Source organism: Streptomyces antarcticus (assembly GCF_026627255.1).
In the GTDB taxonomy this organism is placed as follows: domain Bacteria; phylum Actinomycetota; class Actinomycetes; order Streptomycetales; family Streptomycetaceae; genus Streptomyces; species Streptomyces antarcticus.
Genome location: NZ_JAPNLM010000044.1, coordinates 16,273 through 43,007, shown reverse-complemented (window position 1 = coordinate 43,007; position 26,735 = coordinate 16,273). Strand labels below are relative to the sequence as shown.

The following is a 26,735-nucleotide window of genomic DNA, read 5'->3' as shown; positions in this document are numbered from 1 at the left end:
CCTGGCGGGCCTCGGCACGGCTCATGCCGCCTATGTCGACACCGCGCACCTTCGTCCCCGGGGCGACGTCCTCGCCGGCCAGGAGCAGTCCGGCGGCGTACAGCCCGCCGAAGCCGAGGGCCGCGGCACCGGCGGCCCCTCCGGCACCGGTACGGGCGCCGCGCGCCCCGGGCTGCGGTGGCCGTCGGCCCGGCCCACCAGGACGTCGCCGGTACGGGACTCCGCGGCCGGCGCGTACCCCATCGCCCGCAACCCGTCGAGCAGGGCGCCCGGTTCGCACTGCGCGGCCAGCACGGTCGGCGCGAGGCGGCGCAGGCCCAGCCCGGCCGAGCGCTTGTCGGCGAGGATCTCGCCCAGCATCGCGTCGTCGTCGCATCGCACGTACGAGGAGGCCGCCCCGACCCGCAGGTGCCCGTGCCGCCGGGCCACGTCGTCGATCAGGTACGCCAGCGGCTGCGGGACGGGGGTGCGGCTGTGCTCCTTGAGGAAGGCGTGCAGGTCGACGGCGGTGTGCCCGGCGTCCAGGGCGCGCCGCACCGAGCCCGGCGTGAACCGGTACACCGTCGCACCGCCCTTGGACTCCACGTCCGCGAGGACCGCCAGGGTGTCGCCGAGCGGCCGCCGCAGCGGGCCGGGGGCCACCGCCGTCAGGTCGGCCTGGAGCAGGACGTGGTCCACCGGCTCCGGCAGCAGCGGGGCCATCAGCGGCGCCGGGTCGCGGTGTTCCAGCAGGGCGCGGCCGGGCCCGGACAGCGCGCCCCGGCCGGTGACGCCCAGGGTCTCCGCCTCGTCCAGCGCCCAGCGCGCGAGGCGGGCCCGCAGGTCGCTCGTCCCGCGTACGGGGCGCTCCCACGCGAGCCGGGCCAGCAGCGCGTCCGGGTCGGCGGCTCCGCCCTCGGGGAGCCCGGCGAGGAGTTCGAGGACGCGGCGGCGCACCTCGGGGGCGGCGGAGCGGTCGAGTTCGGGGCCGAGCGCTGACAGGGTGCGTCCCTTGGCGTCCTGTTCGCCGACCAGCCCGGCGGTGCGGGTGGCGGGCAGCCAGGCCGCCGCGAGCGCCGACCACCGCTCGGCGGGCGGGAGTTCGCACCAGGTGTCGAAGGCGGGGGTGGGGGCGTAGCGCTCGTCCGCCTCGCCGTCGCCGGCCAGCAGCCCGGCCGCGTACGCCAGCTCGGCCCAGAACGCCGCGGCGGCCTCGGTGGCGTCCAGGGTGGCCGCGGCCCGCTTGAGGTCCCGTACGGACAGCCCGCCGGCCCGCAGCACCGCTGGACCGGCGTACTCCCAGGACTTCACCAGCTCCTCGACGGTCGACAGCGCGGCCATCGCCTGCCCGGCGGCGTTCGCGTCCACAAGCTGTGGACGGTGCTCGCGGTGCGCGGGCACCGGCGGCGCGACCGGCGCGGTGTCCCGGTGCGCGAGCCCGCCGCGCAGGTGCAGCGCCACCTCGCGCGGCAGCACGACGGTCCGCGCCGAGGCGGGCAGCAGCAGCCCCCGGTCGCGCAGCCAGCGCACCGGAGCGGTCGGGTTCGGGGTCACCTCCCCGTACGGCGGGCCCCACACGAGCCGCCCCAGCACCTGGTGGGCCTCGGCCGGGGCCTCGTCCAGCAGGGCGGACATCCGCTCCGGGTCGGTGAACAGCCCCGTCAGGGCGGACACCGCGGACACCGGGTCGTGGGTGGCGGGCAGCCCGGCCGCGGACACGATCTCCTGCACGCGGGTCGGCGACATCCCGGCCGTGGCCTCCGCGACGGTCGGCCCGAGGCCGGTCGGGGAGGGCCGCTGCGCCGAGGGGGCCAGCAGCTCGCGGGCGGTGCGCACCAGCCGCACCCGCTCCTCGTCACCCCACACCAGGGCCTGTTCGCGCAGGGAGGCCAGGGCCCGGGGGAGCGCGGCGCGGGCCCCGTTGTCCTCCCCGGTGGTGCCGGTCTCGCCGGTGAGCAGCGACTCCAGCACCGGGTACGGGCACGGGTCCGGGGCCACGGCCAGCGCCTCGGCCGTCTGCAGCGCGAACCGGTCGAGGCGCTCCAGCGCCCGTACCACCGAGGCCCGGGTGGCGGCGCGGGTGGCCAGCTGGGTCACGTCGCCCGGTACGGGGCTCAGGAGATCGGGGCGCGCGCGCAGCAGCGCGGCGAGCGCGGTGTCGTCGCGGGAGCGCAGCGCCTCGGCGAGCGAGCGCGGGGCGCCTGCCCTGGCGCTCCCGGAGCTGCCGGCGGCGTCTCCCGCTGCGGTGCTTGCCTCGGGCACAGTCGCCTCCTGGTCGCGTCGGCCGGTCAGTCGGCCGGTCAGTCGGCCGGTCCCCATCCGGCCAACGGTATCCGCTGTGCCCGCGACAGCTCCACGGGCGCACGCGCTACCTTCGGCACAGGCGGTACGGGAGGAGCCGGGGCATGGGGATCGAAAGCGACCATCTGGTCTACGAATATCTGAGCCGGGTCGGGGACTTGGCGCAGCGCAGACACCTGGACTCCGGCGACCGCATGCGGCTCGTGGCGGGGCTGCGGGACGAGATCGACCGTCGGCGCGCCAAGTACGACCCGGAGACCCCGGCCGCCGTACGCCGCATCCTGGAGCGGATCGGCACGCCGGAGGAGGTCCTCGACACCCTCGGCACCCTGTCCGGCACCGCGCCCGCCGGCCGGGCCGCCGCCCCGGCCGCCTTCGGCCCCGGCCCGGCGGTGCCCACCCAGCGGGGCCCGGGCAGGCCGCGCCGCAAGGCGGTGCCGCCGCCGCGCCCGGAGGCGGAGCCGGAGAACGTGCCGCCGCACCTGGCCGGGCTCGACGAACTCGGGCCCTCCGACGGGGTGGAGCCCGACTGGTGGCGCGTCGCGCCCGGTGCCTACGGGGCGGGCCCGCAGGTGGACGGCTTCGCGGGCGGCATCGAGATCCCGGACCTGTTCAAGGAGGGACCGGAGGACGAGGACGGGGACGGGGACAAGGCCGGGACCGGGACCGGGACAGGGACCGCCGACCGGCCGGGGAAACCGTCCGGCCCGCCGGAGGCGCGCGCCCGGGCCGTCGTACGGCTCCTGCGCGAGCGGCGGCGCGCGAAGCGGGCGGCGAAGGAGGCCGCACCGGTGGTGGCCGAGGCCGCCGCCCCGGCCCGCCCCAAGCCGAACGCCTTCCTGCTGCTGGCCGCGGCCGTCCTCGTCGCCGGGGTCGTCAGCGGCTACTGGCTGCTGCTGGTCGTCGGCTGGCTGCTGCCGTACGCCTCGCGCGCGCTGCGGCCCGGGGAGCACAAGTGGGCCGTCTTCGGGCCGCCCGGTGCGGTGCTGGCGGGCGCGGCGGTGTGGCTGTGGGGCCGGATGAACGGCAAGTGGGGCGAGACCCTGGCCGAGGACCAGCTGAGCGAGGTCCTGCACGGGATGGGGCCGTGGCTGCTCCGGGCGGCGGGCGTGGCCTCCGCGCTGTACCTGGTGTGGCGGGCGCGCAGGCGCTGACGCCGGGCCGGGCGGCCCGGCGCCGACAGGACGGGTCCGGGCGGTGCGGCCCGGGTACGCCCCTCGGGGTCCGGCGTCCGCGGGGCTCGGCACAATGGCCGGTATGAACCTCACCGTCGGCTTCGACCTCGACATGACCCTGATCGATTCGCGCCCCGGCATCAAGGCGGCCTACCGGGCCCTGTCGGCCGACACGGGTACGTTCATCGACGCCGACGCGGCCGTCACCCGGCTCGGGCCGCCGCTGGAGGAGGAGCTCGCGCACTGGTTCCCGGCGGCCGAGATCCCGGCCGTGGCCGACCGCTACCGGGAGATGTATCCCACACACGCCATCGGGCCGACCCCGGCGATGCCGGGTGCCCGCGAGGCGGTCGACGCCGTCCGGGCGCTCGGCGGGCGGGCGATCGTCGTCACCGCCAAGCACGAACCCAACGCCCTGCTGCACCTGGAGCACCTGGGCATCGCGCCGGACGCGGTCATCGGCTCGCTCTGGGCCGAGGCCAAGGCCGGCGCGCTGCGCGAGTACGGGGCGCAGGTGTACGTCGGCGACCACGTCGGCGACATCCGCGGCGCCCGCACCGCCGGAGCGCTGTCGGTGGCGGTGCCGACCGGACCGTGCCCGGAGACCGAACTGCGGGAGGCGGGCGCGGACGTGGTCCTGCCGGACCTCACGGCGCTCCCGCAGTGGCTCGCGGCATACGTGGCCGGCCGCCCGGCTTGAGCCGGGCGGCGGTTCGCCCCGGGCCCGGCGGCTGCGCCCCGGGGGTCAGGCCTGCGAGGCCCGCGCCGCCCGGCGCTGCGCCGCCGCCGAGCGGAGCACGCCCGCCGCGGAGATCGCGAAGCCGACGCCCATCAGCATGCACACGGCCCACGCGTACGAGGGGAACGGGTCGACGTCCAGGAACAGCGGGGCCATCGTGGCCACAGTGGCCACGGCACCGGCGATGAACACGATGCCGCCGGCCTTGACGAGTCCGTCGCCGGGCCGCGCTTCGTCGGAATGAGGAGTAACAGTCACCTCACCAGGGTAGTTCCCTGGCCGAAGCAGCCGACGCCGAAGGTCCGGGTATCGACTTGTCACCCTGACCCCGGCCATTAGCCTTGAGGTGGCGGGTCATCCATGGCCCGCCGCGCTGTTGTCCGGAGCCGTCGCGCGGCATCCGGACCCCGACGAGCACAAGGACAGAGGACGGACGTGCCTACCGGCAAGGTCAAGTGGTTCAACAGTGAGAAGGGCTTCGGCTTTCTCTCCCGCGACGACGGCGGCGACGTCTTCGTCCACTCGTCGGTACTCCCTGCCGGGGTCGACGCGCTCAAGCCCGGCCAGCGCGTCGAGTTCGGAGTCGTCGCCGGCCAGCGCGGTGACCAGGCGCTTTCGGTGACGGTGCTGGACCCGGCGCCGTCCGTCGCGGCGGCCCAGCGGCGGGGGCCCGACGAGCTGGCCTCCATCGTGCAGGACCTCACGACCCTCCTGGAGAACATCACTCCGATCCTGGAGCGGGGCCGCTACCCCGACAGGGTCCACGGCACGAAGATCGCCGGACTGCTGCGCGCGGTGGCCGACCAGCTCGACGTCTGAGCGCCCGCACGACCCGTGCCCCGTCTCTCGTGAGAGCGGCGGGGCACCGTCGTGTCCGGGCGGTGCGGACGGCCGCGACGGCTAGGGGAAGTCCAGCGCGCCGGACGGGATGGCCGGTACCAGACCCTCGGCGGCCGCCCGGGTCAGCAGTCCGCGCACCGCCGCGTAGCCGGCGTCGCCGAGGTCGGCGGTGAACTCGTTGACGTACAGCCCGATGTGCTGGTCGGCGACGGCCGGGTCCAGCTCCTGGGCGTGCGCGCGGACGTACGGGCGGGAGGCCTCCGGGTCGTCCCAGGCCATCCGGACCGACGTACGGGCCGACTCGGCGAGTGCGCGCAGCCGCTCCGCGCCCAGCGACCGCTTGGCGATGATCGCGCCGAGCGGGATCGGCAGGCCGGTCGTCGACTCCCAGTGCTCGCCCATGTCGGCCAGGCGGTGCAGCCCGTAGTCCCGGTAGGTGAACCGGGCCTCGTGGATGACCAGTCCGGCGTCCACCCGGCCGTCGCGCACCGCCGGCATGATCTCGTGGAACGGCAGCACCACCACCTCGCCGACCCCGTCCGGCAGCACGTCGGCCGCCCACAGCCGGAACAGCAGGTAGGCGGTGGAACGTTCGCTCGGCACGGCCACCGTCTTGCCGGCCAGGTCCGTGCCCGGCTCGCGGGTGAGGACCAGCGGGCCGCAGCCGCGCCCCAGCGCCCCGCCGCAGGGCAGCAGCGCGTACTCCTCCAGCACCCACGGCAGGACCGCGTACGACACTTTCAGCACGTCCAGCTCGCCGCGCTCGGCCATGCCGTTGGTGACGTCGATGTCGGCGAAGGTGACGTCGAGGCCGGGCGCGCCCGGCACCCGGCCGTGCGCCCACGCGTCGAAGACGAAGGTGTCGTTCGGGCACGGCGAATACGCGATCCGCAGCGGGCCGTCACCGGTGCTCATGGCGTTCTCCCCAATGGACGAGTACGGGTCCCAGCGCGCGGAAGCCGTCCGCGAGGGCGGCGAGGGCCTCCCCGATCCGCCAGGCGTCGCGGTCGCGCGGGCCCACCGCGTTGGACACGGCGCGGATCTCCAGGACGGGCAGCCCGTGCGCGGCGGCGGCCTCCGCCACCCCGAAGCCCTCCATGGCCTCGGCCCCGGCCTGCGGGTGCCGTACGGCGAGTTCGGCGGCGCGGGCGGCGCTGCCGGTGACGGTGGAGACGGTCAGGACGGGCGCGAGCAGCGCCCCGGTGGCCTCGGCGGCCAGGGCGGCGAGCTCGGCGGGCGGCAGGTGGACGGCGCGCCCGAAGCCGAGGGCGGCCACGTCCACGAACCCCTCGGGGGTCTCGGCCCCCAGGTCGGCGGCGACGATCGCGTCCGCGACCACGAGGGAGCCGGGCGGGGCGGCGGGCGCGAACCCGCCGCCGATGCCGGCGGAGATGACGAGGCCGTAGCCGGTGAGGGTCAGGGCGGTGGCGGTGGCGGCGGCCGCCGCGCCCGGTCCGACGCCCCCGACGAGCACGTCGAGGGCGATGCCCGGGAGGTCCCGGCGGGTGAGGGGGTAACCGCCGGGAAGGGTGCGGGGCTCGGGGCCGGGGGCGTCCGGATGAGGGGTCAGCCCGGCCACGACGGAGTCGGCCTCCGCCGCCACCGCGGTCACGACGAGCGCGCGCACCGTGGCCGCCCGGCTACTTCAGCTTCAGGTTGAACGACCAGACGGACAGCGGCTTGCCGTCCCTGCCGACCTGGACGAAGGCCAGCTTCTTCGACGTCGGGGCCTCGCCCTGGCCGCCGGTGGCGAAGACGTCGGCGCCCGGGAAGCTGCGGTAGGTGTTCGAGGAGGGCTCGGTGATCGGCTGCCCGTCCAGGACCGCCTGCCACTGCTTGCCGTCCTCGACGACATCGGGCTCGACGCCCAGGCGCAGGGTGTCGCCGCGGGCGTACGAGACGGCCTTGGCGTCCTTCAGGTTGGTGAGGCACTCCTGGACCTTCTCCATGGAGAGCTCCTTGCCGTCGTGGCAGGCGGCTTCGGCGGACACCGTGGTGGTGCCGACCGTCACGGTCGCCAGCGGTGTCGGCTTGTCGCAGGCGGAGAGGAGGAGGAGGCCGGCGGAAACGGCTCCGAGGGCCGCGACGCTGCGGCGGGCCCTACCCGAGAAAAGCGGTGCGGTCATGAGCCGAAGGCTATCGGGCCGGTGGGCCGAGCCGCCGCACGGGGTCCCGACGGTGGTCCACGGCGCGGCGCGGGTCCCGCTCCGCCGGCGCGGCGCGGCCCCCGCCGGGCGGCGTTACGCCGTCACGCCACCCTCGGGCGGGAGGAGCCGTGCTGCTGGTGCCGGGGCGCAGTGCGCAGGCCGCGCAGGGCCATCGCCGTGCCCAGCGCCACCACCACCGCCGCGACGGCCATGCCCAGCGCGCCGTTCAGCGGCAGCGCGATGCCGATCGCACCGCCCAGCACCCACGCCACCTGGAGCAGCGTCTCCGAACGGGCGAACGCCGACGTGCGGACGGCCTCGGGCACGTCCCGCTGGATCATCGCGTCCAGGGAGAGCTTCGCCAGCGCCTGGCAGAAGCCCGCCGTGGCGCCGAGGACCGCCACGAACAGCCCGCTGAAGAAGACCGTCGCGAGCACCGCCACCGCGAGCGTCAGGCACAGCACGGCCGCGATGATCGCCTCGGGTGCGCGGGCCCGCAGCCACGCGCCCACCGCCGTACCGCACGCGTTGCCCAGGCCCGCCGACACGCCCACGATCCCCAGCGACACCGCAGCGCTCTGCCCCGCGAGCGGGTGCTCGCGCAGCAGGAACGCCAGGAAGAAGATCAGGAACCCGGACAGCCCGCGCATCGACGCGTTCGCGAGGAGCCCGCACAGCACCGACGGACCCACCGTGCGCAGCCCCGGCTTGGGGGAGTGCGCCTCATGCGTGGACAGCCGGGCCCGGCGCTCGCCCTTCGCCTCGTCCACCTTGTGCGGCAGCGTGAACGCGGCGAAGGTCCCCCCGATGAAGATGGCGCAGGCCCCGTACAGCGGCCACGGCGGGCCGATCGAGTGCAGCCCCGCCGCGACCGGCGCGGCGGCGCCAGTGGCCAGCAGACCGGCCAGCGTGACCCGCGAGTTCGCCTTGACGAGGGAGAAGTTCGGCGGCAGCAGGCGCGGCACCACGGCGCTGCGCACCACTCCGTACGCCTTGGACGCCACCAGGACGCCCAGCGCCGCCGGATACAGCTCCAGCCCGCCCGTGGCCACCGCGCCCGACATCATCACGGCCAGCAGGGCCCGGGCGAACATCGCGGCCGCCATCGCGGCCCGCCGCCCGTGCGGCAGCCGGTCCAGCAGCGGGCCGATCACCGGGGCCAGCAGGGTGAAGGGGGCCATCGTGATCGCCAGGTACAGCGCGACCCGGCCGCGGGCCTCGTCCGTGGGCACGGAGAAGAACACCGTCGAGGCCAGCGCCACCGTGATCATCACGTCGCCGGCGCCGTTGATCGCGTGCAGTTCGATCAGCTTGCCAAGGCCCGACTCGCCCGCCCCGTGCGCGTGGGTGGCCCGCCGGATGCCGCGCGCCGTACCAGTGAAGGGCAGGTGCAGGGCACGCCCCAGAGCCCGGCCGGCCCTCTTGGCCGGTCCCGAGCCGTCATCGGACGACCGTACGGGTGCCACCCGGCCCATACTGCCCCACTTGGCCCCCTCGGATGCCTCCCGGCGCGTCGCGGGGTGCCGCCGGGCGGTGGCTTGTCCGCGAATCGGACCTTGCATGTGGGCCCAAGGCGTCAGAGGAGGTAGCGTGCGTAGCGCGCCACCGGCGGTTGCTCTTGGCCGCGCGCCTCTTCGCGATCCCGCAGAATGGATCGCAGTTAGGTGCGCCCGAGGCCGATCGGGTGCGGACGTCGACGCGGCCCTCTGGTCCGCTCCGCCCGCGCCACGTACGGAGACCGACGGGTCGTTGTGGACGACAGTACGGACGGCGCACTCGTGAGACGGCGTAGGAGAGAACGAGACCAGTGAGTGCTGCGACGACGCGAAGCCGTACCCCGCGTACCCCCGACCGCCTGTGCGTCGAGGCGGTAGAACTCGCCCGTTCGGCGGCCGAGGAGGCCGCCTTCCCCGGCGTGGTGGGCGCGCATGTGACCGCGGTGGCGGAGGGTGACCGGGTCGTCACCCACTTCTTCGAGTGCAAGGAACCGGGCTACCGGGGCTGGCGCTGGGCCGTCACCGTGACCCGCGCCTCCCGCGCGAAGAACATCACCCTCGACGAGACGGTGCTGCTTCCCGGGGACGACGCGCTGCTCGCCCCCGAATGGGTGCCGTGGAGCGAGCGGCTGCGCCCCGGCGACATGGGCCCCGGCGACCTGCTGCCCACCGACGCCGAGGACCTGCGGCTGGAGCCCGGCTGGTCGGGCGAGGACGCCCCGCCGCCGAACTCGGTGGTCTCCACCGAGATGGCCGAACTGGTCGAGGCGGAGGACGCGGACGTCACCGACCGCGCCGTGGTCCCGGTGCGCGGGTCCATCACCTCCGTCGCCGAGGAACTCGGCATGCGGCGTGCCCGGGTGCTCTCGCGGTACGGGCTGCACAGCGCGGCCGACCGCTGGGACGAGTCCTTCGGCGCGAAGACCGCGATGGCGCAGGCGGCGCCCGCGTCGTGCGTGTCGTGCGGGTTCCTCGTCGCGATCGGCGGCTCCCTCGGGCAGGCCTTCGGCGTCTGCGCGAACGAGTTCGGTCCGGCGGACGGCCGTCTGGTGTCCCTGTCGTACGGGTGCGGGGGCCATTCGGAGGCCGCCGTCATGCCGAAGCCGCTGCGGCCCGCGCCGCACGTGCTGGACTCCGTGGCCTCGGACGAGTTCCCGCTGCGGCCGGCCTCCGGCACGGGTTCGGTCCCGGTCACGGACCTCCCGGCCGCGGACCTCGGCCACTCGTAACCGCTCCGGCGCGGTTCCGGCTCGGCTCCGGCTCGGTTCCTGGGGGCCGCCCCCCGGGGCCGGGCTACTTCGGGGCGCGGCGGCGCAGCAGCCGCTTCGCCGCGAGGACGAGGACGGTTCCCGCCCCCAGGACCAGGGCGCCCTTCGTGAAGTCGCCCTCCCCGGCCGCCGGCTGACCGCCCGCCGCCGGGGCGCCCGGCTCGGGGGACGCCGACGCCCCTTGCGACGCCCCTGCCGGCGTCTTCCCGGGCGCCGGCCGCGGAGCCTCCGCCACCGGTACGGCCACCACCCGGCTGCCCGCGCCCTCGGAGCCGAACATCAGCGTCCGGCCGTCCGCCGTGTACGTCACCGATTCGGCCTGCCCCTGCCAGGGCGCGTCCACCCGTTCGCCCTCGCCCTGCGGACGGCCGTCCTTCCACCCGTACGTCCGGGCCGTGAAGTACCCGCGCAGCGTCAGCCGGGTGCCGTCCGGCGAGAACGCCCCGTCCGTGACCCACGGGGCGTCGGCGATCCGCCGGAACACGTTCCGGCCGTCCCCGGGCACCAGCCGCTCCGGGCCCTCGTACAGGCCGCCCTTCTGCTCGTCCTTGCTCGCGATGTACACCCGGCCCGTCACCGGATGGACCATCAGGGCCTCTGCGTTGCGCGGCCCGTCGGCGTAAGTGACCGTGAACTGCTCGGCCCTGACGGTGGCGTCGCGCAGCTCCCTCGGCTCCGGGAACCGGTAGATCCACACGTGGTCCCAGGACCCGCCCAGGTTGTCCCCGACGTCCCCGACGTACAGCTGGCCGTCCGGCCCCAGCGAGATCGCCTCGACGTCGCGCGGCTTGCCGATGCCCGTCAGCGTCAGCCGGGCCACCGTACGGCCGGTCGCCGAGTCCACGGCGTACACGTACGGGCCGTCGTCGCTGTCGTTGTGCGTCCAGTACACGCCCGGGTGCGCCCGGCTGGCCGCGAGCCCGCTCGACTCCTTGATCCGCGGATCGGAGAGGGTGAACCCGGCCGGCCCGGGCGACTGTGCCGCGGCGGCTGCCCCCGGCAGGAGGACGAGGCAGCCGGCCAGGGCGGCGGTGAGGGCGGCGGTCGACGGCAGCATGCGCATGCCCCAAGCCTGCCAGCCCGGACGCCGTGTCCGGCATCACAGGGGCGCCGTGCACGTGATCCGCGATGATGACCGGATGCGTTTCATGTTCGTCGGCGACTCCATGACCATCGGACGCGCCGGCGACTACACCTGGCGCTACCGGATGTGGCAGCACCTCGGCGCCGCCTTCGGCGGGCCCTTCGAGATCGTCGGCCCGCGCACCGCGCTGTACGACGACGGCGCCGCCGGGGCGCCCGCCGCCGGTCCGCCCGCCGCTGGTCCGCCCGACTGCCAGGGGTACGCCGGCCCGGACTTCCCCGGGGAGGCCCGCCGCCACATGGCCGGCTGGGGCGAGGGCTGGCAGCACATGGCCCCCCTGATCGGCCCCGCCGCCGGGGCCGCCGGGGCGGACGTGCTGCTCGTCTCCCTCGGCCTGATCGACCTCGGCTTCTACACCCGCGCGGACCAGACCGCCGAGAACGTCCGCCGGTTCGTCGCCGCGGCCCGCGAAGCCCGGCCGGCCGTGCGGATGGTGCTGCTGCCGGTCATACCCAACGTCCGCGCCCGGCACGACGCGCCGTTCGCCGCCGAAGTGGCCCGCTTCAACGAGCTGCTGGCGAAGGCCGTGGCCGACCTGACCACCGACGCCGCGCCGATCCTGCTGGCCGCGCGCCCGGCCTCGTACGAGATCGACCACGACACCTACGACGGCACGCACCCCAACGCCTCCGGGGAGCACCGCATCGCCGGCGAGTTCGCGGCCGTCCTGCACCAGGCCTGGGGCATCGGCGGCTCCTACCGGCCGGCCGCGCAGCCGTAACGGGCCCGTACCGGGGCCGACTTGCGCGGCGGCCGCCGCCCCGGGCGAGGGGCGGCGGCCGCGGTGCGCCGTACGGACGCGCCTACCAGGCGAAGGCCTCCGGGGAGGCTCCCGGGCCGGGGAAGATCTCGTCCAGGGCCGTCAGCAGCTCGTCGCCGAGCTCCAGTTCCAGCGCGCGCAGGGCGCTCTCCAGCTGCTCGGCCGTGCGGGGGCCGACGATCGGGCCGGTGACCCCGGGGCGCGTCAGCAGCCAGGCCAGCGCCGTCTCGCCGGGCTCCAGGCCGTGCTTGTCGAGCAGGTCCTCGTACGCCTGCACCTGCGCCCGTACGGACGTGTTGGCCAGCGCGTCGGCGGAGCGCCCGGAGGCGCGGCGGCCGCCCTCGACCTCCTTCTTGATCACACCGCCGAGCAGGCCGCCGTGCAGCGGGGACCACGGGATGACCCCGAGCCCGTACTCCTGGGCGGCGGGGATGACCTCCATCTCGGCCCGGCGCTCGGCGAGGTTGTAGAGGCACTGCTCGCTGACCAGGCCGACGCCGCCGCGGCGGGCGGCGGTCTCGTTCGCCTGGGCGATCTTGTACCCGGGGAAGTTCGAGGACCCCGCGTACAGCACCTTCCCCTGCTGGATCAGGACCTCGACCGCCTGCCAGATCTCCTCGAAGGGGGTCCGGCGGTCGATGTGGTGGAACTGGTAGAGGTCGATGTAGTCGGTCTGGAGCCGCTTCAGGCTGGCCTCGACGGCCCGCCGGATGTTCAGGGCCGACAGCCGGTCGTGGTTGGGCCACGGGTCCCCGTCGCCGGCCATGTTCCCGTACACCTTCGTGGCCAGGACCGTCTTGTCCCGGCGGCCGCCGCCCTGGGCGAACCAGGTGCCGATGATCTCCTCGGTGCGGCCCTTGTTCTCACCCCAGCCGTAGACGTTGGCGGTGTCCACGAAGTTCAGGCCCGCGTCGAGCGCGGCGTCGAGGATGCCGTGGCTGGTGGGTTCGTCTGTCTGGGGACCGAAGTTCATCGTGCCGAGAACGAGTCGGCTGACCTTGAGTCCCGTGCGTCCGAGCTGCGTGTACTTCATGGGACACAAGCCAACTGCCTGGAGTCCACTCCAGGCAAGGGCACCTCGCGAACCCGGGATACGGGCGCCAGGGGCGGACGGGGGCCCGGCCGGTACGCGGACGGGGGCCCGGCCGGTATGCGGGCGGGGCGCGGAGGGGGCGCCGGCGGGCTACTGGCCGACGGCCGCCGCCACGGCCACGACGAGGAACATCAGCACGAGCACACCCGCCATGACGCGGTTTCTGGTCTTGGGATCCACCCGTCGAGACTAACCCGGCCCGCCGCAGGGCCCCGCACGGCCCCCGGGCACCCGCGGAACGGCCGCGGACCAGCCGGGTCAGCCGCCGGTCAGCGGCCAGGCCCCGACGGTCTCGTAGCGGGGCTGCTCGCCCGGCACCCCGCCGACGGGGAGGTTGCTGCGGACCAGGCTGAGGGTGTCGGCCGCCCAGGGGGCGCCCTCGAAGCCGGCGAGGGCCTCGAGGTACGGGTCCAGGGGCGTGGCGGCGTGGCGGCTGCGGGCCAGGGTGAGGTGCGGGGTGTAGCGGTGGTGCTGCTCCATCGGTACGCCGGCCCGCCGGGCGGCGGCGTCGGCCCGTTCGGCGAGCATCCGCAGCCCGTCCAGCCCTCCGGCGGCCCCGGCCCACAGGGCACGGTCGCCGAAGTGCCCGGAGCCGTGCAGCCGCAGGCCGAAGGGGGCGGTGCGGGCGGCGGCGCGCGCCAGCCGGGCGTGCAGGTCCGGGAGCACCTCGTCCCGTACCTCGCCCATGAAGGCGAGCGTGAAGTGCCAGCCGGCCTCCGCGGTCCACGTCAGCCGGTCGTCGCGCAGCGGCCGTACGGCCTCCGCGAGCTCGGCGACGGCCGTCGGCGGCGGCAGTACGGCGGCGAACAGTCTCATCCTCCGACCCTACCGGCGCCGCCGCCCGCGCCCGTCAGGCGGCCGTGACCAGTTCGCGGCGGCGCGGCGACGGAACGAAGGCCACGCCGTGCCGGTCGACCCGCAGCCGGAGGTTGCCGACCCGGGCCAGCACCACGGCGATCGTCACGGAGGCGACCAGGGAGATCACACCGCCCGCCGCCATGCCGATGCGGGCGCCGTACGTGTCCGTGATCCAGCCCAGCAGCGGGGCGCCCAGAGGGGTCCCGCCGGTGAAGACCATCATGAACAGGGCCATGACCCGCCCCCGCATCTCGGGGTCGGTGGCCATCTGCACGCTGGAGTTGGCGGTGACGTTGACCGTCAGACCGAAGATGCCGATCGGCACCAGCAGCGCGGCGAACAGCCAGAAGCCGGGCGCGAACGCCGTCACGGTCAGCAGCGCGGCGAACAGCACGGCGGCGGCCACCAGGAGCCGGAGCCGGGAGTGCCCGCGCCGGGCCGCGAGCAGCGCCCCCGCGAGGGAGCCGGCGGCGATCAGGGTGTTGAAGAGTCCGTACGTGCCCGCGTCCCCGTGGAAGACCTCGCTGACGAACGCCGACAGCCAGATCGGGAAGTTGAACCCGAAGGTGCCGATGAAGCCGACCAGCACGATCGGCCAGACCAGCTCGGGGCGCCCGGCGACGTACCGCAGTCCTTCGCGCAGCTGTCCCTTGGCGCGGGGCCGGGGCTCGACCGGGTGCAGCTCGGAGGTGCGCATCAGCAGCAGTCCGGCGATCGGCGCGGCGAAGGACAGCCCGTTCAGCAGGAAGGCCCAGCCGGAGCCGACGGCGGTGATCAGCACACCGGCGATCGCCGGGCCGACCAGCCGCGCGGACTGGAAGTTGGCCGAGTTCAGGCTGACGGCGTTGGCGACCTGGTCCTTGCCGACCATCTCGGGGACGAAGGTCTGGCGGGCCGGGTTGTCGACGACGGTCACGAGGCCGAGCAGGAAGGCGGCGAGGTAGACGTGCCAGACCTGGACCTGTCCCGCGAGGGTGAGGACGGCGAGCGCGACACCGGTGAGGCCCATGGCGCTCTGGGTGGCGAGCAGCAGCGGGCGCTTCGGCAGCCGGTCGGCGAGGACGCCGCCGTAGAGGCCGAACATCAGCATCGGCAGGAACTGCAGGGCGATGGTCACGCCGACCGCGGAGGCCGATCCGGTCAGGGACAGGACCAGCCAGTCCTGGGCGATGCGCTGCATCCAGGTGCCCGTGTTCGAGACGACCTGGCCGGTCGCGAAGAGCCGGTAGTTGCGGATCTTCAGCGAGCTGAACATCGAGTTCTTGACCGCGGGTGCGGCGGGTGCGGCGGGTGCTCCGGCGGTGGCGCCACCGGTGGCGGCCGTAGGGGTGGATATGTGGCCGGGTGCGGAGTCTGCTCCGGTTCCCGTACTCAAAAGCGTTCGCCTCCTGGCGTCGTTCCTACAGGTGGGCGAGCTTCTCCAGGACGGGTGCGGCCTCGCGCAGCTTGGCCCACTCGTCCTCGGTCAGCTCGGCCGCGAGCCCGGCCAGGAAGGCGTTGCGCTTGCGGCGGCTCTCTTCGAGCATCGCCTCGGCTTCCTCGGTCTGGCGGACCACCTTCTGGCGGCGGTCGTCGGGGTGCGGCTCCAGCGTGACCAGTCCCTTCGCCTCCAGGAGCGCGACGATGCGTGTCATCGACGGCGGCTGGACGTGTTCCCGCCGCGCCAGCTCGCCAGGGGTTGCCTGGCCGCACCGGGCGAGGGTGCCGAGTACCGACATCTCGGTCGGACTCAGCGACTCGTCGACGCGCTGGTGCTTCAGGCGCCGGCCCAGTCGCATGACGGCGGAGCGGAGATCGTTCACGGCGGCAGCGTCGTCGCCATGGGAGAGGTCATGCATGTCCTTAGAGTAACTCATTACTCTCGCTAAGGAACACCAGTTGTTTTTCGTCACTCGTACGGGTGAGTGGGCGGCGGAAAGTGACACGCGTCCACGCCCTGTGCCCCGACTCTTTCGGCATGGGGACACATGTGCTGAGCATGCGCATAGACGGGGAGCTCCTCGACAGGCTCCGGACTCATGCCGCCAAACGCGGAATGAGCGTCCAGGACTATGTGGTCCGGACGCTCATTCGCGACGACTTCGACGAGCGCTTCAAGGCGGCCGTCGACGAGACGGAGAAGTTCTACGGGCTCACCTGATCAGGTGGGGCGGGCCGGCCGGGGGCCGGTCACGTGAGGCCGAGGGCCGGCATCGCGTAGGAGAAGACGAACACCGCGGCCACGACGTACATGGCCACCGGGACACCGCGGCCCCGGCCGGCCGCCAGCCGCAGCACGCAGAAGCTCACGAAGCCGATGCCGATGCCGTTGGTGATCGAGTAGGTGAAGGGCATCATCACCATGGCCAGGAAGGCCGGGACGGCGATGGTGAAGTCGCTCCAGTCGATGTCCCTGACCGAGCCCGCCAGGATCAGGAAGCCCACCGCCAGCAGGGCGGGGGTCGCGGCCTGGGACGGGACCATGGTGGCGAGCGGCGTGAGGAACAGCGCCACGGCGAAGAGGCCGCCGGTCACGACGTTCGCGAGGCCCGTACGGGCGCCCTCGCCGACGCCGGCCGTGGACTCCACGAAGCAGGTGGTCGCGGAGGACGAGGTCGCGCCGCCCGAGGCGACGGCCAGGCCGTCGATCAGCAGGACCCGGTTGATGCCGGGGAAGTTGCCGTCCTTGTCGATCAGCTTCGCCTCGTCGCCGACGCCGAGGATCGTGCCCATGGCGTCGAAGAAGCAGGACAGCAGGACGGTGAAGACGAACAGGACGCCGGTGAGCATCCCGACCTTCCCGAAGCCGCCGAACAGGCTGACCTGTCCGACGAGCCCGAAGTCGGGCGCGGCCACCGGGTTGCCCGGCCACTCGGGAACGGTCAGGCCCCACGCCTCGGCCGGCAGGCTCGTGACCAGCTGGACGGCCACCGCGGCGACGGTCATGGTCACGATGGAGATCAGGATCGCGCCAGGGACCTTGCGGATGATCAGCGCCAGGGTCAGCAGCGTCCCGATCACGAAGATCAGCACGGGCCAGCCGTGCAGGTGGCCGTCGCTGCCGAGCTGGAGCGGGACCGTGGTGTGCGCGGCGTCCGGGATGCGGGAGACGAAGCCCGAGTCGACCAGGCCGATCAGCATGATGAACAGGCCGATGCCGATGGCGATGCCCTTGCGCAGGCCCAGCGGGACGGCGTTCATGACCCGCTCGCGCAAGCCGGTGGCGACGAGCAGCATCACCACGAAGCCGGCCAGGACCACCATGCCCATGGCGTCGGGCCAGCTCATGCGCGGTGCGAGCTGGAGGGCGACCACGGTGTTCACGCCGAGGCCCGCGGCCAGCGCGATCGGGACGTTGCCGATGACCCCCATGAGGAGGGTGGAGAAGGCGGCCGTCAGGACGGTGGCGGTGACGAGCTGGCCGCCGTCGAGCTGGTGGCCGTACATGTCCTTCGCGCTGCCCAGGATGATCGGGTTCAGCACGATGATGTACGCCATCGCGAAGAACGTCGCGAGACCGCCTCGGACCTCGCGGGCCACGGTCGAACCGCGCGCGGAGATCTTGAAGTAGCGGTCGAGTCCGGTCTCCCCGGAGGGGTGCTCCGGGGCGGTGGGCGCGGGGGCGGGGGCCGGGGTGCTCATGCGGTCCTCATTGGGTGGTTCATACGAAGAAAATGGGCCACGCCCACACCGTTTCAGTATGAACACATGAACGAAGGGCCGTCTATCTCCGCGCGTAGACCCTGCGCCACCCGGCCTAGACTTGCCGCATGGCGAAATGGACAGCGCGGCACGAGGCGCCCGAGCCCCTTGAGGGTCCGGTCGTCGCCACCGTCACCGGCGGCACGATCATCTGGTTCGCCCTCTTCCTCGTCCAGCTCCCCTTCTACGGGTGGTTCTCCGACCGCGGCCAGCTGTGGTGGGTGTGGACCTGCGCGGCCGGCGGCGTTCTCGGCCTGATCGGCATCTGGTACGTCCGCGGCCGCGAGGCGGCCCTGAAGCGCCACGCGGAGGCGGCGGCGGCCGAAGCCGAAGCCGAGGCCGAGGCGGCGGGGGCCGCCGGGGCCGGCGCGCCGGCCGGGCCGGACGAGGCTGCCGGGCCGGAGGACGGCTCCGGGCGCCCGGGCCGGACGGGCTGACCACCGGCGGCTGACCGCCGACGGCCGACCGGGGCAGACCGGGGGAGACCAGCGAACGATTCGGGTCATCCCCAAGTCGGATCTTCGGTCCGCTCGGCGGGTGAAGCGTTCGAACGCCCCTTACCGTCGAGAGCATGACGCAGCGGGCGAGGATCGAATCCGATGGACCGGAGCCGGGCGGCCCGGCCGCCGGGACCGCCATCGACGCAGGGGCCGAGCTGGATCCCGTACACCCGATGCGGCTGCCCGCCCCCAGATTCAAGCCGGGTGGACTGAGCACCGCCGAAGTCGCCGAACGGGTCGCGAGCGGCGACGTCAACGACGTCCCCGTGCGCTCCTCGCGCTCCACCACCGAGATCGTCCGCGCCAACGTCTTCACCCGCTTCAACGCGATCATCGGCGTGCTGTGGGTGGTCATGCTGTTCGTCGCGCCCATCCAGGACAGCCTCTTCGGCTTCGTGATCATCGCGAACACCGGCATCGGCATCATCCAGGAACTGCGCGCCAAGAAGACCCTCGACGGCCTCGCCGTCATCGGCGAGACCAAGCCCGGCGTCCGCCGCGACGGCCGGACCGCCGAGATCTCCACCTCCGAGATCGTCCTCGGCGACGTGATCGAGCTCGGCCCCGGCGACAAGGTCGTCGTCGACGGATCCGTCGGCGAGGCCGACGGCCTGGAGATCGACGAGTCCCTGCTCACCGGTGAGGCCGACCCGGTCCTGAAGAAGCCCGGCGACCCGGTCATGTCGGGGTCCTTCGTCGTCGCCGGCGGCGGGGCGTTCACCGCCACCAAGGTCGGCCGCGAGGCCTACGCCGCCCAGTTGGCCGAAGAGGCCTCCCGCTTCACGCTCGTCCACTCCGAGCTGCGCTCCGGCATCTCCACCATCCTCAAGTACGTCACCTGGATGATGATCCCGACCTCGATCGGCCTCATCATCAGCCAGCTGATCGTCAAGGACAACAACCTCAAGGACTCCATCGCCCGGACCGTCGGCGGCATCGTCCCGATGATCCCCGAGGGGCTCGTGCTCCTGACCTCCGTCGCCTTCGCGATCGGCGTCATCCGGCTCGGCCGCAAGCAGTGCCTGGTCCAGGAGCTGCCCGCCATCGAGGGCCTCGCCCGCGTGGACGTGGTCTGCCTCGACAAGACCGGCACCCTCACCGAGGGCGGCATGGACGTCACCGAGCTCCGCTCGCTCGGCGGCGCGGACGCGGCGTACGTCAAGAAGGTCCTCGGCGCCCTCGGCGAGTCCGACCCGCGCCCCAACGCCAGCCTCCAGGCCATCATCGACGCCTACCCGGACAGCGCCGAGTGGCGCTGCACCGAGTCCCTGCCGTTCTCCTCCGCCCGCAAGTACAGCGGCGCCAGCTTCAGCGAGGGCGACGGCGAGAACAACACCTGGCTGCTCGGCGCCCCCGACGTGCTCCTCCCGGAGGGCGACGCGGCCCTCGACGAGATCAACGAGCTCAACGAGCAGGGCCTGCGGGTCCTGCTCCTCGCCCGCTCCGGCCGCGAGCTCGACGACGCGGCCGTCGCCACGGGCGTGCGGCCCACCGCCCTGATCGTCCTGGAGCAGCGGCTGCGCCCCGACGCGGCCGACACCCTGCGCTACTTCGAGGACCAGGGCGTCAAGGCGAAGGTGATCTCCGGCGACAACGCCGTCTCGGTCGGCGCGGTCGCCGGCAAGCTGGGGCTGCCGGGCGCGGAGAACACGGTCGACGCCCGTACGCTCCCCACCGACCGCGAGGGGATGGCGAAGGCCCTCGACGAGAACGCCGTCTTCGGCCGCGTCACCCCGCAGCAGAAGCGGGACATGGTCGCCGCCCTCCAGTCGCGCGGCCACACGGTCGCCATGACGGGCGACGGCGTCAACGACGTACTCGCGCTCAAGGACGCCGACATCGGCGTCTCGATGGGATCGGGCTCGGAGGCCACCCGCGCGGTCGCGCAGATCGTGCTGCTGAACAACAGCTTCTCCACCCTCCCCTCGGTGGTCGCCGAAGGGCGCCGGGTCATCGGCAACATCACCCGGGTCGCGACCCTCTTCCTCACGAAGACGGTCTACTCGGTGCTACTGGCCGTCCTCGTGGTCTGTTCGCAGGTCGAGTACCCCTTCCTGCCCCGCCACCTGACCCTGCTGTCCACCCTCACGATCGGCATCCCGGCCTTCTTCCTCGCGCTGGCGCCGAACAAGGAGCGGGCCAGGCCGCACTTCGTGAAACGGGTGATGCGCTACGCCATCCCGGGCGGCGTCATCGCGGGCACGGCCACCTTCGTGACGTACCTGGCCGCCCGCTCCTACTACACCGGCCCGGACGCCCTGAAGTCCGAGACCAGCGCGGCGACACTGGCCCTGTTCCTGACCTCGATGTGGGTCCTGGCGATCATCGCCCGCCCGTACACGTGGTGGCGGGTCGGCCTGGTCGGCGCGATGGGCCTGGCGTTCCTGATCGTCCTCGTAGTGCCGTGGCTCCAGGAGTTCTTCCAGCTCAAGCTGGTGGGCGCCACGATGCCGTGGATCGCGGTCGCCATCGCGGCCGCCGCGGCGACCCTGATCGAGTTCACCTTCCGCTGGGTCGACCGCAGGTTCCCCGCCTAGCCGGAGGACCCGGAGCGGTGGGCGAGGCGGGGGCGGGGCGGGGTCAGTCGAACCAGCGGTCGCGGGCCAGTTCCGCCGTGCGGGAAGCGTCCTCCAGGAGGGCCGCCACCTCGAAGCGGCGGGGCCACTGGCCCGCCGCCCAGGCCAGGCCCGCCGCCACGCCCTCCAGCGTGGCCGCGTGCACGGTGCCGTCGGGGGTGCGGCGCCAGTCCAGCTCGGTGCCGCCCGCGATCAGCTCCTCGTGCTCCAGGTAGCCCGCGGGGGTGGCCGGGCCGAGCAGGATCCGTACCGACTCCGGTACCTCGTGCTCCTCGCCGGGCGTGCTCACCTCCGCCGGGACCGTTTCCGAGAGCCGGCGCACCTGGAGCAGCTCCGCGAGGTCCGCCGCGCGGGCCGGGGCGACCGGCAGCAGCGGCAGGCCCGCCGTCAGCGGCAGCAGGTCCGGGGCGTCGGCGATGACGGCGTCGGCCGCGTCTACCACCCGGACCTCGCCGTCCACCACCGCGCGCAGCTCGTCCGGCAGGGTGACCTGCTCGGGGTCCAGGTCGGCCAGCGCCCCGTACAGGCCGTGCAGCTGCCGGTCGGTGACCTCGCGGTCCGGGTCGGCCAGAAGGGCCAGGAGCTCGGCCGCGCCGCCGGGCTCCTCCAGCAGGGCGGGCACGGTCGTCCGTACGCCGAGGGCCCGCAGCACCTGCTCGTCCTCGAAGCCGGTGGCGTCCACCGGGGTGTACAGCCCCGCGAGCAGCGGGTCGCCGCCCGCCGAGCGCAGGCCCGCGGGACGGCGGCCGTCGAGCACCGGGTGGTCGCGCAGCCACCACGCGGTGTACGGGCGCACCGACTGCGTGGTGCCGTCCGGGAGCAGGATCCGTACGGGCTGGGTCAGCGCGTCGCGCAGCGGCGGCCGCGCGAGCATCGCGAGGGCCTGCGGCCAGCAGTCGTCGTCGATGAGGTCCAGGTCGCGCACGGCGACCAGTTCGGTCGCCACCGGCGGCACCGGGGTGTCGGGCAGCTGGTCCAGTACGTCCTCGCACCACACGTCGACCGCGTCCAGCAGGCCGGCGTCGTCGGGCTCGGCGAAGTCGCCGTCGCGGGGCTCCAGTTCGTCGGGGTCCAGGACCACGTCGGTGGCGCGCACCAGCTGGAAGTGGGCCAGCACCCCGCAGGCGGTGAGCGGGCCCGCACCCCACCGGTCCACGAGGTCCGCGTCCACGTACGGGACCTCGTCCTCGCGGATCACCGAGGCCAGCGGCGAGCCCGGCAGGAGCAGTTCGCCCGCGGGGGTCGGCTCGCCGTCCTCGTCGGGCAGGGCGAGCGCGCCGAGCCAGGGCTCGTCGCCCGCGGCGAGGCCGGCGTCGCGGACCAGGCCGAGGACCACCTCGGCCAGCTCGTCCGCGTCGAGGGTGTCGGCGTCCTCGTCCCAGATGTCCCCGGCGTCCAGGGAGGCGGCGACGGCCGCCCGCACCTGCGGGGTCGTCAGGACCGCGCGCGGGGTGGCGGGGAGGGCGCCGAGCTTTTCCAGCAGCGGGTGCGCGGCGTCCGGGTGGGCCACCTTCAGGCCGAGGCGGGCCAGGCTGTCGGGGGTGTCCGCGCCGGGCAGCAGGATGTGCCGGGGGCCGATCGCGGTGCGGCCGTCGGCCAGCGGGACGGGCAGCCCGGACAGCCGGTCGGGGTCCACCCCGGCGAGGCTGTCGTAGAGCCGGTGCCACCAGTCGGGGGTGCGCTCGATCCCGGCGATCCGCTCGATGGCGTCGCCCAGCGGGAGCCGGCCCACGCCCAGGGTGCGCAGCTCGGCGCGCCGCTCCAGGCCGGCCGGGAGCAGGGTCGGCAGGACCTCGGCGAGGACCCGTACGGTGTCGGCGCCCGCACCCTCCACCACCTCGGCCTCGAAGGGGCGCAGGGCGGCCCGCGCGTCGGCCCCGTCGTCCTGCCCCTCCCGGTCCTCGTCGGGGCCGGGCGGGACGGCGGGGGCGAGGAAGGCCGTACGGGGAAGGCGGCGCAGGACGGCGGCGCGCAGGGCGCCGTCGAGCTCGCCCTTGCCGAGCGGGCCGGGGACGAGGTCGACGAGGGCGGTGGTCACCGGCTCCCAGGTGCCGAGGAGTTCGGCGTACGCGTCGGCCGCGCGCTCCACGAGGAAGTCGGTCAGCGGTCCGGGCGCGGGGTGCCGGCGGGTGGTGTCCAGCGGCAGGGTCGCGATGAGCAGCGCGGGGATGCCCAGCGGCTCGTCGGTGGGGGTCGGGGCGTGCACGACGGGGGCGGTGGCGGGGCGTACGGGGGCGCCGTCGGCGTCGACGGGTACGGACCAGGACACCGCCCAGGTGGGCCGCAGCCGCTCCTCCACCGGGCGGTCGGCCAGCAGGGCGCGTTCGAGGGGGCCGCCGTGGCGGACGGTGCGCCAGCGGCTGGTGCCGGCGGCGGAGTCCTCGATGACGGTGTACGGGCCCTCGTCGCGGCGGTAGAGGGTGCGGGCGCCGTCGGACGGGGTGTCGATGACGACCTCGCGCAGCCCGGGCAGGGTGAGCAGCAGCGCGTCGTCCACGGAGGCGAGCAGCCGTGCCACGAGGTCCTCGGCGGCCGCGTCGCGCAGCGGGAGGACCACGACGGTGTCGTAGCCGTCGGGGGCGGTGCCCTCGGCGGGCAGCGGCAGGCGCAGCAGCGGGACGTGGCCGTCGCGGCGGCGCAGCTCGTCGCCGAGGCCGGGGCTGCCGACGGCGGCCCCCTTGGCCAGCTCGCGGGCCTCGGCCAGCGACCAGCGGACCCCGCCGTGGCGGCCGAGGACGGCGGGCTCGTCGGAGACCGCGAGGACGGCCGCGAAGCCGACGCCGAACCGGCCGACGGTGTCACCCGACCCGGTGGACTCCCGCTTGGCGGAGGCGCGCAGGGTGCTCAGCGACTCCACGCCGGTGGCGTCCAGCGGGGCGCCGGTGTTGGCGACGGCCAGGACGGCGTACCCGCCCTCGCCGGCGTGCAGGGTGAGCCGCAGCCGGCCGGGCACCCCGGCGCGGGCCGCGGCGTCGGCGGCGTTCTGCGCGAGCTCGATGACGAGCCGGTCGCGGTAGCCGCCGAGCGCCAGGTCCTCCTCGGCGTTGGCGTCCTCCCGGAAGCGGGCGGGGCCCGCGCCCCAGGCGTCGAGCACCCCGCGCCGCAGCCGGGCCGTGCCGAAGGGGTCCACGCCGTTCCGGGCCGCCGTCACTCGCACGTTCACGCCGCTGCCTCCAAGCTGTACTGCATTCGGGAATGCCGAGCCCTGAAGGTATCGCGTACGGGGTCAGCCCTTGCCCGTGAGGTGCGCGAACACCACCACGTTGGCGTCCCAGTGGCGGTCTGCGGTGAGGTCTCCGCCGCAGGTGATGAGGCGCAGTTCGGCCTTGCCGCGGGTGTCCCCGTAAACCTTGTCGGTGGGGAAGGCGTCCTTCTTGAAGGTGTCGACGGCGTCCACGGCGAACACGGCGGTGCTGCCGTCGGTGCGGTGGACCTCGATCTTCTGGTCCTTCTTCAGTTTCCTGAGGTTGTAGAAGACGGCCTCGGGGGTCTGCGGGGTGTCCATGTGGCCGACGATGGCGGCCGCGCCCGCTTCCCCGGGGGTGGGTCCCTCCCTGTACCAGGCGGCGTCCTGCGGCTTGGCGAAGTCGGGCTCCTGCATGACGCCTTCGGCGTCCAGGCCGACGGTGTCGAGCGGGGCGTTCACCGACAGGCCGGGGATCGTGACGCGGTCCGGTACGGACGCCGGGAGCGGGGCGGCGGAGCTCGCCCCGGCCGGGCTGTCCGCGACGCCGTAGGCGGCTCCGGCGCTGCCCGCGGAGCAGCCGGTGGCGAGGACGGCGGCGAGGGCCGAGGCCCCCGCCAGGGCGGCCGTACGGCGTGCGCGGCCGGTGCGGCCGCCCTGGCGGAGCGTGGTGGGCTCAGGCATTGCTGGTCTCGGGGAGGAGACCGGCGGGAGCCTGGCCGGTGTTGACGGAGCCCTTGGGGGTCTTGTGCAGGCTCGGGTCCAGGGGCTTCACGTCGTGGTGCGGGGCCGGACCGGCCTTGGCCTCGGTGGAGAACTTCACGACGTCGAACTCCTCGCCGCCCGCGAAGGCGTGCACGCCGTAGTAGCCGGACTTGACGTCCTTGGCGACGGTGGCGGTTCCGGTGAAGCTGCCCTTGCCGTCGCTCCTCAGGTTGACCTGGCCGCCGAAGGCGTCGGACTTCACGAAGGCGTTCTTCTCGGCGGTCTTGACGGTGACGACGACCTTGTCGCCGGGGCGGCCGAAGTCGGTCGACAGGTTCAGGGTGGAGGGCCGCGGGGTGGGCTTGGGGGCCGGGGCGTCCGCGGTGACGTGCAGCCGCGCGGTGGCCTGGAGCGTGGCGCCGTCGGGGCCCGTGCCGGTCAGGGAGACGCCGTGGTCGCCCTCCTTGACGTCGGCTACCACGGCGGTGCCGCCGCGGCCCTCGGTCATCTTCACGTCGGCCAAGGCCTTGGAGGAGACGGAGAGGTGCGTGGAGCCGTCGGGGACGTCCATCTGGAAGCTGACGGAGGCGCCCGGCTTGGCACTGGAGGCCGACAGCGTCAGGCCCGCGGCGGCCGCGTGGGCGTGGCCGCCGGAGGTGGTGCCGTCGGTGGTGCGGCCGTCGGTGGTGGGGCTGGAACTGCCCGCAGGAGCCGGGGCGTCGGCCGCGAACGCGGTGGTGGCGCCGCCGAGGGCCATCGACGAGGCGAGGATGATCGCCGAGAGGGTGAGTGCTTTGCGCATGAGGTTTCCTCCTGAACGGGCCGGGGTTTTTCCCGGCACACCAGACATGAGGGACATCTTGGGCGGTTTGGTTGCGGCCCGCCGGAGGGGCGGGGAGGCCCCTGCCGAAGGTCCCCCGGCATGAAGCCGCAGGTCGCGCGGTGGCTGTGGTAGTGCCGTTTGCGGGCTGTTTGCCCCGATTTTTGGGACGAAAGTCCCGGCGGACGAGGCCGCCGGTGGACGCTGGGAACGCCGGAGCCCCCGGCGACGTGACGTCGCCGGGGGCTCCGGGCGCGGTGCGGGAACGGCTGCCGTACGAGAACGGCTGCGGTACGGGAAGGGCTGCGGTTACAGCTTCTCGATTACGTAGTCGACGCACGCGGTCAGCGCCTGCACGTCCGCCGGGTCGATCGCCGGGAACATCGCGACGCGGAGCTGGTTGCGGCCCAGCTTGCGGTACGGCTCGGTGTCCACGATGCCGTTGGCGCGCAGCGCCTTGGCGACGGCCGCCGCGTCGATGTCGTCCGAGAAGTCGATCGTGCCGATGACGGCGGACCGCTTGTCGGCGTCCACGACGAACGGGGTCGCGTACTTCGACGCCTCGGCCCAGCCGTACAGGTTGCGCGCGCTGGCCGCGGTGCGGCCGGTCGCGAACTCCAGGCCGCCCTGGCCGTTGAGCCACTCCAGCTGCTCGTTCAGCAGGAAGAGCGTGGACAGCGCGGGGGTGTTGTACGTCTGGTTCTTCAGCGAGTTGTCGATCGCCGTCGGCAGCGAGAAGAACTCCGGGATGTGCCGGCCCGAGGCGTGCACGCGGGCCGCGCGCTCCAGAGCCGCCGGGGAGAACGCCGCCAGCCACAGGCCGCCGTCCGAGGCGAAGGACTTCTGCGGGGCGAAGTAGTAGACGTCGGTCTCGGTGATGTCCACCGGCAGGCCGCCGGCGCCCGAGGTCGCGTCCACCAGAACGAGTGACCCGGCGTCGGCGCCCGCGACGCGCTTGATCGGCGCCGCGACACCCGTCGAGGTCTCGTTGTGCGTGTACGCGTACACGTCCACGCCCGCCTCGGCCACCGGCTCCGGGTGGGTGCCCGGCTCCGAGGAGATCACGGACGGCGCGTCGAGCCACGGCGCGAGCTTCGCGGCCTTGGCGAACTTCGAGGAGAACTCACCGAAGGTGAGGTGCTGCGACTTCTGCTCGATCAGCCCGGCGGTCGCGATGTCCCAGAAGGCGGTGGAGCCGCCGTTGCCCAGGATCACCTCGTACCCCTCGGGGAGGGAGAACAGGTCCCGGATCCCCTGACGCACCGAGCCGACCAGGTTCTTGACCGGGGCCTGGCGGTGAGAGGTTCCGAGCAGGGAGGTACCGGTGGCGGCGAGGGCGTCCAGCGCCTCGGTCCGCACCTTGGAGGGGCCCGCGCCGAAGCGTCCGTCGGCGGGCTTGATGTCAGCGGGAATCTGGATCTCGGCCACGAGCGGAGCGTATCGGGTCCCGGTCCACGCCTCGGAGGCGC

24 protein-coding genes are annotated in these 26,735 nt (G+C 74.1%); 8 read left to right on the top strand and 16 right to left on the bottom strand.

Translation table 11 applies throughout. The annotated features are described in order from the left end of the window. Positions 1-30 precede the first annotated feature (30 nt). Positions 31-2,298 (bottom strand): helicase-associated domain-containing protein, encoded by a 2,268-nt coding sequence (locus tag OTB16_RS36555; RefSeq protein WP_267726884.1) that lies wholly within the window; start codon positions 2,296-2,298, stop codon positions 31-33. A gap of 86 nt (positions 2,299-2,384) precedes the next feature. Between OTB16_RS36555 and OTB16_RS36550 the strand changes: the two genes are divergently transcribed. After that, entirely contained in the window at positions 2,385-3,434 is a 1,050-nt protein-coding gene (locus tag OTB16_RS36550) for a hypothetical protein (protein ID WP_267726882.1), read from the top strand. A 94-nt stretch (positions 3,435-3,528) separates the two neighbouring features. Further along, positions 3,529-4,155 carry an HAD family hydrolase gene (locus OTB16_RS36545; RefSeq protein WP_267726880.1) on the top strand — a complete coding sequence of 209 codons (627 nt, stop codon included), beginning with the start codon at positions 3,529-3,531 and terminating at the stop codon, positions 4,153-4,155. Between the two features lie 45 nt (positions 4,156-4,200). Here the strand turns inward: OTB16_RS36545 and OTB16_RS36540 are convergent, their stop codons facing one another. Beyond that, positions 4,201-4,452 carry a hypothetical protein gene (locus OTB16_RS36540; protein ID WP_267726878.1) on the bottom strand — a complete coding sequence of 84 codons (252 nt, stop codon included), beginning with the start codon at positions 4,450-4,452 and terminating at the stop codon, positions 4,201-4,203. 177 nt (positions 4,453-4,629) lie between these two features. On the opposite strand from OTB16_RS36540, the gene OTB16_RS39400 reads away from it, so the two are divergent. Further along, entirely contained in the window at positions 4,630-5,013 is a 384-nt protein-coding gene (locus tag OTB16_RS39400) for a cold-shock protein (protein WP_269288191.1), read from the top strand. Positions 5,014-5,094: 81 nt separating this feature from the next. Here the strand turns inward: OTB16_RS39400 and OTB16_RS36530 are convergent, their stop codons facing one another. The 4 genes from OTB16_RS36530 to OTB16_RS36515 all read right to left on the bottom strand — a co-directional run bounded on the left by OTB16_RS36530 (position 5,095) and on the right by OTB16_RS36515 (position 8,656). After that, positions 5,095-5,949, bottom strand: a complete 855-nt coding sequence (locus OTB16_RS36530; protein ID WP_267726876.1) for a 1,4-dihydroxy-6-naphtoate synthase — start codon at positions 5,947-5,949, stop codon at positions 5,095-5,097. After that, complete coding sequence (locus OTB16_RS36525) at positions 5,936-6,661, bottom strand: futalosine hydrolase (RefSeq protein WP_267726874.1); 726 nt, start codon at positions 6,659-6,661, stop codon at positions 5,936-5,938. Before OTB16_RS36525 ends, OTB16_RS36530 begins: the two co-directional genes overlap by 14 nt. Before the next feature lie 13 nt (positions 6,662-6,674). After that, positions 6,675-7,160, bottom strand: a complete 486-nt coding sequence (locus tag OTB16_RS36520; RefSeq protein ID WP_267726872.1) for a DUF2771 domain-containing protein — start codon at positions 7,158-7,160, stop codon at positions 6,675-6,677. Positions 7,161-7,282: 122 nt separating this feature from the next. Beyond that, positions 7,283-8,656: an MFS transporter gene (locus OTB16_RS36515; protein ID WP_267726871.1), complete on the bottom strand. Its 1,374-nt coding sequence runs from the start codon at positions 8,654-8,656 to the stop codon at positions 7,283-7,285. A gap of 332 nt (positions 8,657-8,988) precedes the next feature. Here OTB16_RS36515 and OTB16_RS36510 point away from each other — a divergent pair, with 332 nt between their 5' ends. After that, positions 8,989-9,906, top strand: a complete 918-nt coding sequence (locus OTB16_RS36510) for a DUF3027 domain-containing protein (RefSeq protein WP_267726869.1) — start codon at positions 8,989-8,991, stop codon at positions 9,904-9,906. A 64-nt stretch (positions 9,907-9,970) separates the two neighbouring features. Here OTB16_RS36510 and OTB16_RS36505 read toward each other — a convergent pair whose 3' ends face one another. Then, positions 9,971-11,008: a WD40 repeat domain-containing protein gene (locus tag OTB16_RS36505; RefSeq protein WP_267726867.1), complete on the bottom strand. Its 1,038-nt coding sequence runs from the start codon at positions 11,006-11,008 to the stop codon at positions 9,971-9,973. A 76-nt stretch (positions 11,009-11,084) separates the two neighbouring features. Between OTB16_RS36505 and OTB16_RS36500 the strand changes: the two genes are divergently transcribed. Next, a complete protein-coding gene (locus OTB16_RS36500) occupies positions 11,085-11,810 on the top strand; it encodes a GDSL-type esterase/lipase family protein (RefSeq protein ID WP_267726865.1) in 726 nt (241 codons plus the stop codon). Between the two features lie 82 nt (positions 11,811-11,892). On the opposite strand, the gene OTB16_RS36495 is transcribed toward OTB16_RS36500, so the two are convergent. The 4 genes from OTB16_RS36495 to OTB16_RS36480 all read right to left on the bottom strand — a co-directional run bounded on the left by OTB16_RS36495 (position 11,893) and on the right by OTB16_RS36480 (position 15,638). Beyond that, positions 11,893-12,882 (bottom strand): aldo/keto reductase, encoded by a 990-nt coding sequence (locus tag OTB16_RS36495; protein ID WP_267726864.1) that lies wholly within the window; start codon positions 12,880-12,882, stop codon positions 11,893-11,895. Between the two features lie 318 nt (positions 12,883-13,200). Further along, positions 13,201-13,758, bottom strand: a complete 558-nt coding sequence (gene thpR, locus OTB16_RS36490; protein WP_267726863.1) for an RNA 2',3'-cyclic phosphodiesterase — start codon at positions 13,756-13,758, stop codon at positions 13,201-13,203. 34 nt (positions 13,759-13,792) lie between these two features. Next, positions 13,793-15,175, bottom strand: a complete 1,383-nt coding sequence (locus tag OTB16_RS36485; protein WP_267726861.1) for an MFS transporter — start codon at positions 15,173-15,175, stop codon at positions 13,793-13,795. Positions 15,176-15,200: 25 nt separating this feature from the next. Beyond that, positions 15,201-15,638 (bottom strand): MarR family winged helix-turn-helix transcriptional regulator, encoded by a 438-nt coding sequence (locus tag OTB16_RS36480; protein ID WP_267726860.1) that lies wholly within the window; start codon positions 15,636-15,638, stop codon positions 15,201-15,203. A 119-nt stretch (positions 15,639-15,757) separates the two neighbouring features. Here OTB16_RS36480 and OTB16_RS36475 point away from each other — a divergent pair, with 119 nt between their 5' ends. Further along, entirely contained in the window at positions 15,758-15,940 is a 183-nt protein-coding gene (locus OTB16_RS36475; RefSeq protein ID WP_030156886.1) for a hypothetical protein, read from the top strand. Positions 15,941-15,969: 29 nt separating this feature from the next. On the opposite strand, the gene OTB16_RS36470 is transcribed toward OTB16_RS36475, so the two are convergent. Then, positions 15,970-17,421: an NCS2 family permease gene (locus OTB16_RS36470; RefSeq protein WP_267726856.1), complete on the bottom strand. Its 1,452-nt coding sequence runs from the start codon at positions 17,419-17,421 to the stop codon at positions 15,970-15,972. Positions 17,422-17,549: 128 nt separating this feature from the next. Here OTB16_RS36470 and OTB16_RS36465 point away from each other — a divergent pair, with 128 nt between their 5' ends. Next, entirely contained in the window at positions 17,550-17,918 is a 369-nt protein-coding gene (locus tag OTB16_RS36465) for a DUF2530 domain-containing protein (protein ID WP_267726855.1), read from the top strand. Between the two features lie 134 nt (positions 17,919-18,052). Beyond that, positions 18,053-20,518: a cation-translocating P-type ATPase gene (locus OTB16_RS36460; RefSeq protein WP_267726853.1), complete on the top strand. Its 2,466-nt coding sequence runs from the start codon at positions 18,053-18,055 to the stop codon at positions 20,516-20,518. A 43-nt stretch (positions 20,519-20,561) separates the two neighbouring features. Here OTB16_RS36460 and OTB16_RS36455 read toward each other — a convergent pair whose 3' ends face one another. The 4 genes from OTB16_RS36455 to serC all read right to left on the bottom strand — a co-directional run bounded on the left by OTB16_RS36455 (position 20,562) and on the right by serC (position 26,694). After that, the gene (locus OTB16_RS36455) at positions 20,562-23,714 is read right to left on the bottom strand and encodes a sacsin N-terminal ATP-binding-like domain-containing protein (RefSeq protein WP_420717873.1); all 3,153 of its coding nucleotides are present in this window, start codon (positions 23,712-23,714) and stop codon (positions 20,562-20,564) included. A gap of 69 nt (positions 23,715-23,783) precedes the next feature. Continuing rightward, positions 23,784-24,425 carry a class F sortase gene (locus OTB16_RS36450; protein WP_267726851.1) on the bottom strand — a complete coding sequence of 214 codons (642 nt, stop codon included), beginning with the start codon at positions 24,423-24,425 and terminating at the stop codon, positions 23,784-23,786. Continuing rightward, positions 24,418-25,248 carry a hypothetical protein gene (locus OTB16_RS36445; RefSeq protein WP_267726850.1) on the bottom strand — a complete coding sequence of 277 codons (831 nt, stop codon included), beginning with the start codon at positions 25,246-25,248 and terminating at the stop codon, positions 24,418-24,420. Before OTB16_RS36445 ends, OTB16_RS36450 begins: the two co-directional genes overlap by 8 nt. A 327-nt stretch (positions 25,249-25,575) precedes the next feature. Beyond that, positions 25,576-26,694: a phosphoserine transaminase gene (gene serC, locus OTB16_RS36440; protein WP_267726848.1), complete on the bottom strand. Its 1,119-nt coding sequence runs from the start codon at positions 26,692-26,694 to the stop codon at positions 25,576-25,578. Positions 26,695-26,735 lie beyond the last annotated feature (41 nt).

Bases quoted from the DNA above. Each gene is read 5' to 3' on its own strand.
- OTB16_RS36445 (WP_267726850.1), bottom strand. From the start codon at position 25,248: ATGCGCAAAGCACTCACCCTCTCGGCGATCATCCTCGCCTCGTCGATG.
- thpR (WP_267726863.1), bottom strand. From the start codon at position 13,758: ATGAGACTGTTCGCCGCCGTACTGCCGCCGCCGACGGCCGTCGCCGAG.
- OTB16_RS36550 (WP_267726882.1), top strand. From the start codon at position 2,385: ATGGGGATCGAAAGCGACCATCTGGTCTACGAATATCTGAGCCGGGTC.
- OTB16_RS36505 (WP_267726867.1), bottom strand. From the start codon at position 11,008: ATGCGCATGCTGCCGTCGACCGCCGCCCTCACCGCCGCCCTGGCCGGC.
- OTB16_RS36555 (WP_267726884.1), bottom strand. From the start codon at position 2,298: ATGGGGACCGGCCGACTGACCGGCCGACTGACCGGCCGACGCGACCAG.
- OTB16_RS36515 (WP_267726871.1), bottom strand. From the start codon at position 8,656: ATGGGCCGGGTGGCACCCGTACGGTCGTCCGATGACGGCTCGGGACCG.
- OTB16_RS36450 (WP_267726851.1), bottom strand. From the start codon at position 24,425: ATGCCTGAGCCCACCACGCTCCGCCAGGGCGGCCGCACCGGCCGCGCA.
- OTB16_RS36495 (WP_267726864.1), bottom strand. From the start codon at position 12,882: ATGAAGTACACGCAGCTCGGACGCACGGGACTCAAGGTCAGCCGACTC.
- OTB16_RS36480 (WP_267726860.1), bottom strand. From the start codon at position 15,638: ATGCATGACCTCTCCCATGGCGACGACGCTGCCGCCGTGAACGATCTC.
- OTB16_RS36470 (WP_267726856.1), bottom strand. From the start codon at position 17,421: ATGAGCACCCCGGCCCCCGCCCCCGCGCCCACCGCCCCGGAGCACCCC.
- OTB16_RS36500 (WP_267726865.1), top strand. From the start codon at position 11,085: ATGCGTTTCATGTTCGTCGGCGACTCCATGACCATCGGACGCGCCGGC.
- OTB16_RS36520 (WP_267726872.1), bottom strand. From the start codon at position 7,160: ATGACCGCACCGCTTTTCTCGGGTAGGGCCCGCCGCAGCGTCGCGGCC.
- OTB16_RS36530 (WP_267726876.1), bottom strand. From the start codon at position 5,949: ATGAGCACCGGTGACGGCCCGCTGCGGATCGCGTATTCGCCGTGCCCG.
- OTB16_RS36460 (WP_267726853.1), top strand. From the start codon at position 18,053: ATGACGCAGCGGGCGAGGATCGAATCCGATGGACCGGAGCCGGGCGGC.
- OTB16_RS36465 (WP_267726855.1), top strand. From the start codon at position 17,550: ATGGCGAAATGGACAGCGCGGCACGAGGCGCCCGAGCCCCTTGAGGGT.
- OTB16_RS36475 (WP_030156886.1), top strand. From the start codon at position 15,758: ATGGGGACACATGTGCTGAGCATGCGCATAGACGGGGAGCTCCTCGAC.
- OTB16_RS36545 (WP_267726880.1), top strand. From the start codon at position 3,529: ATGGCCGGTATGAACCTCACCGTCGGCTTCGACCTCGACATGACCCTG.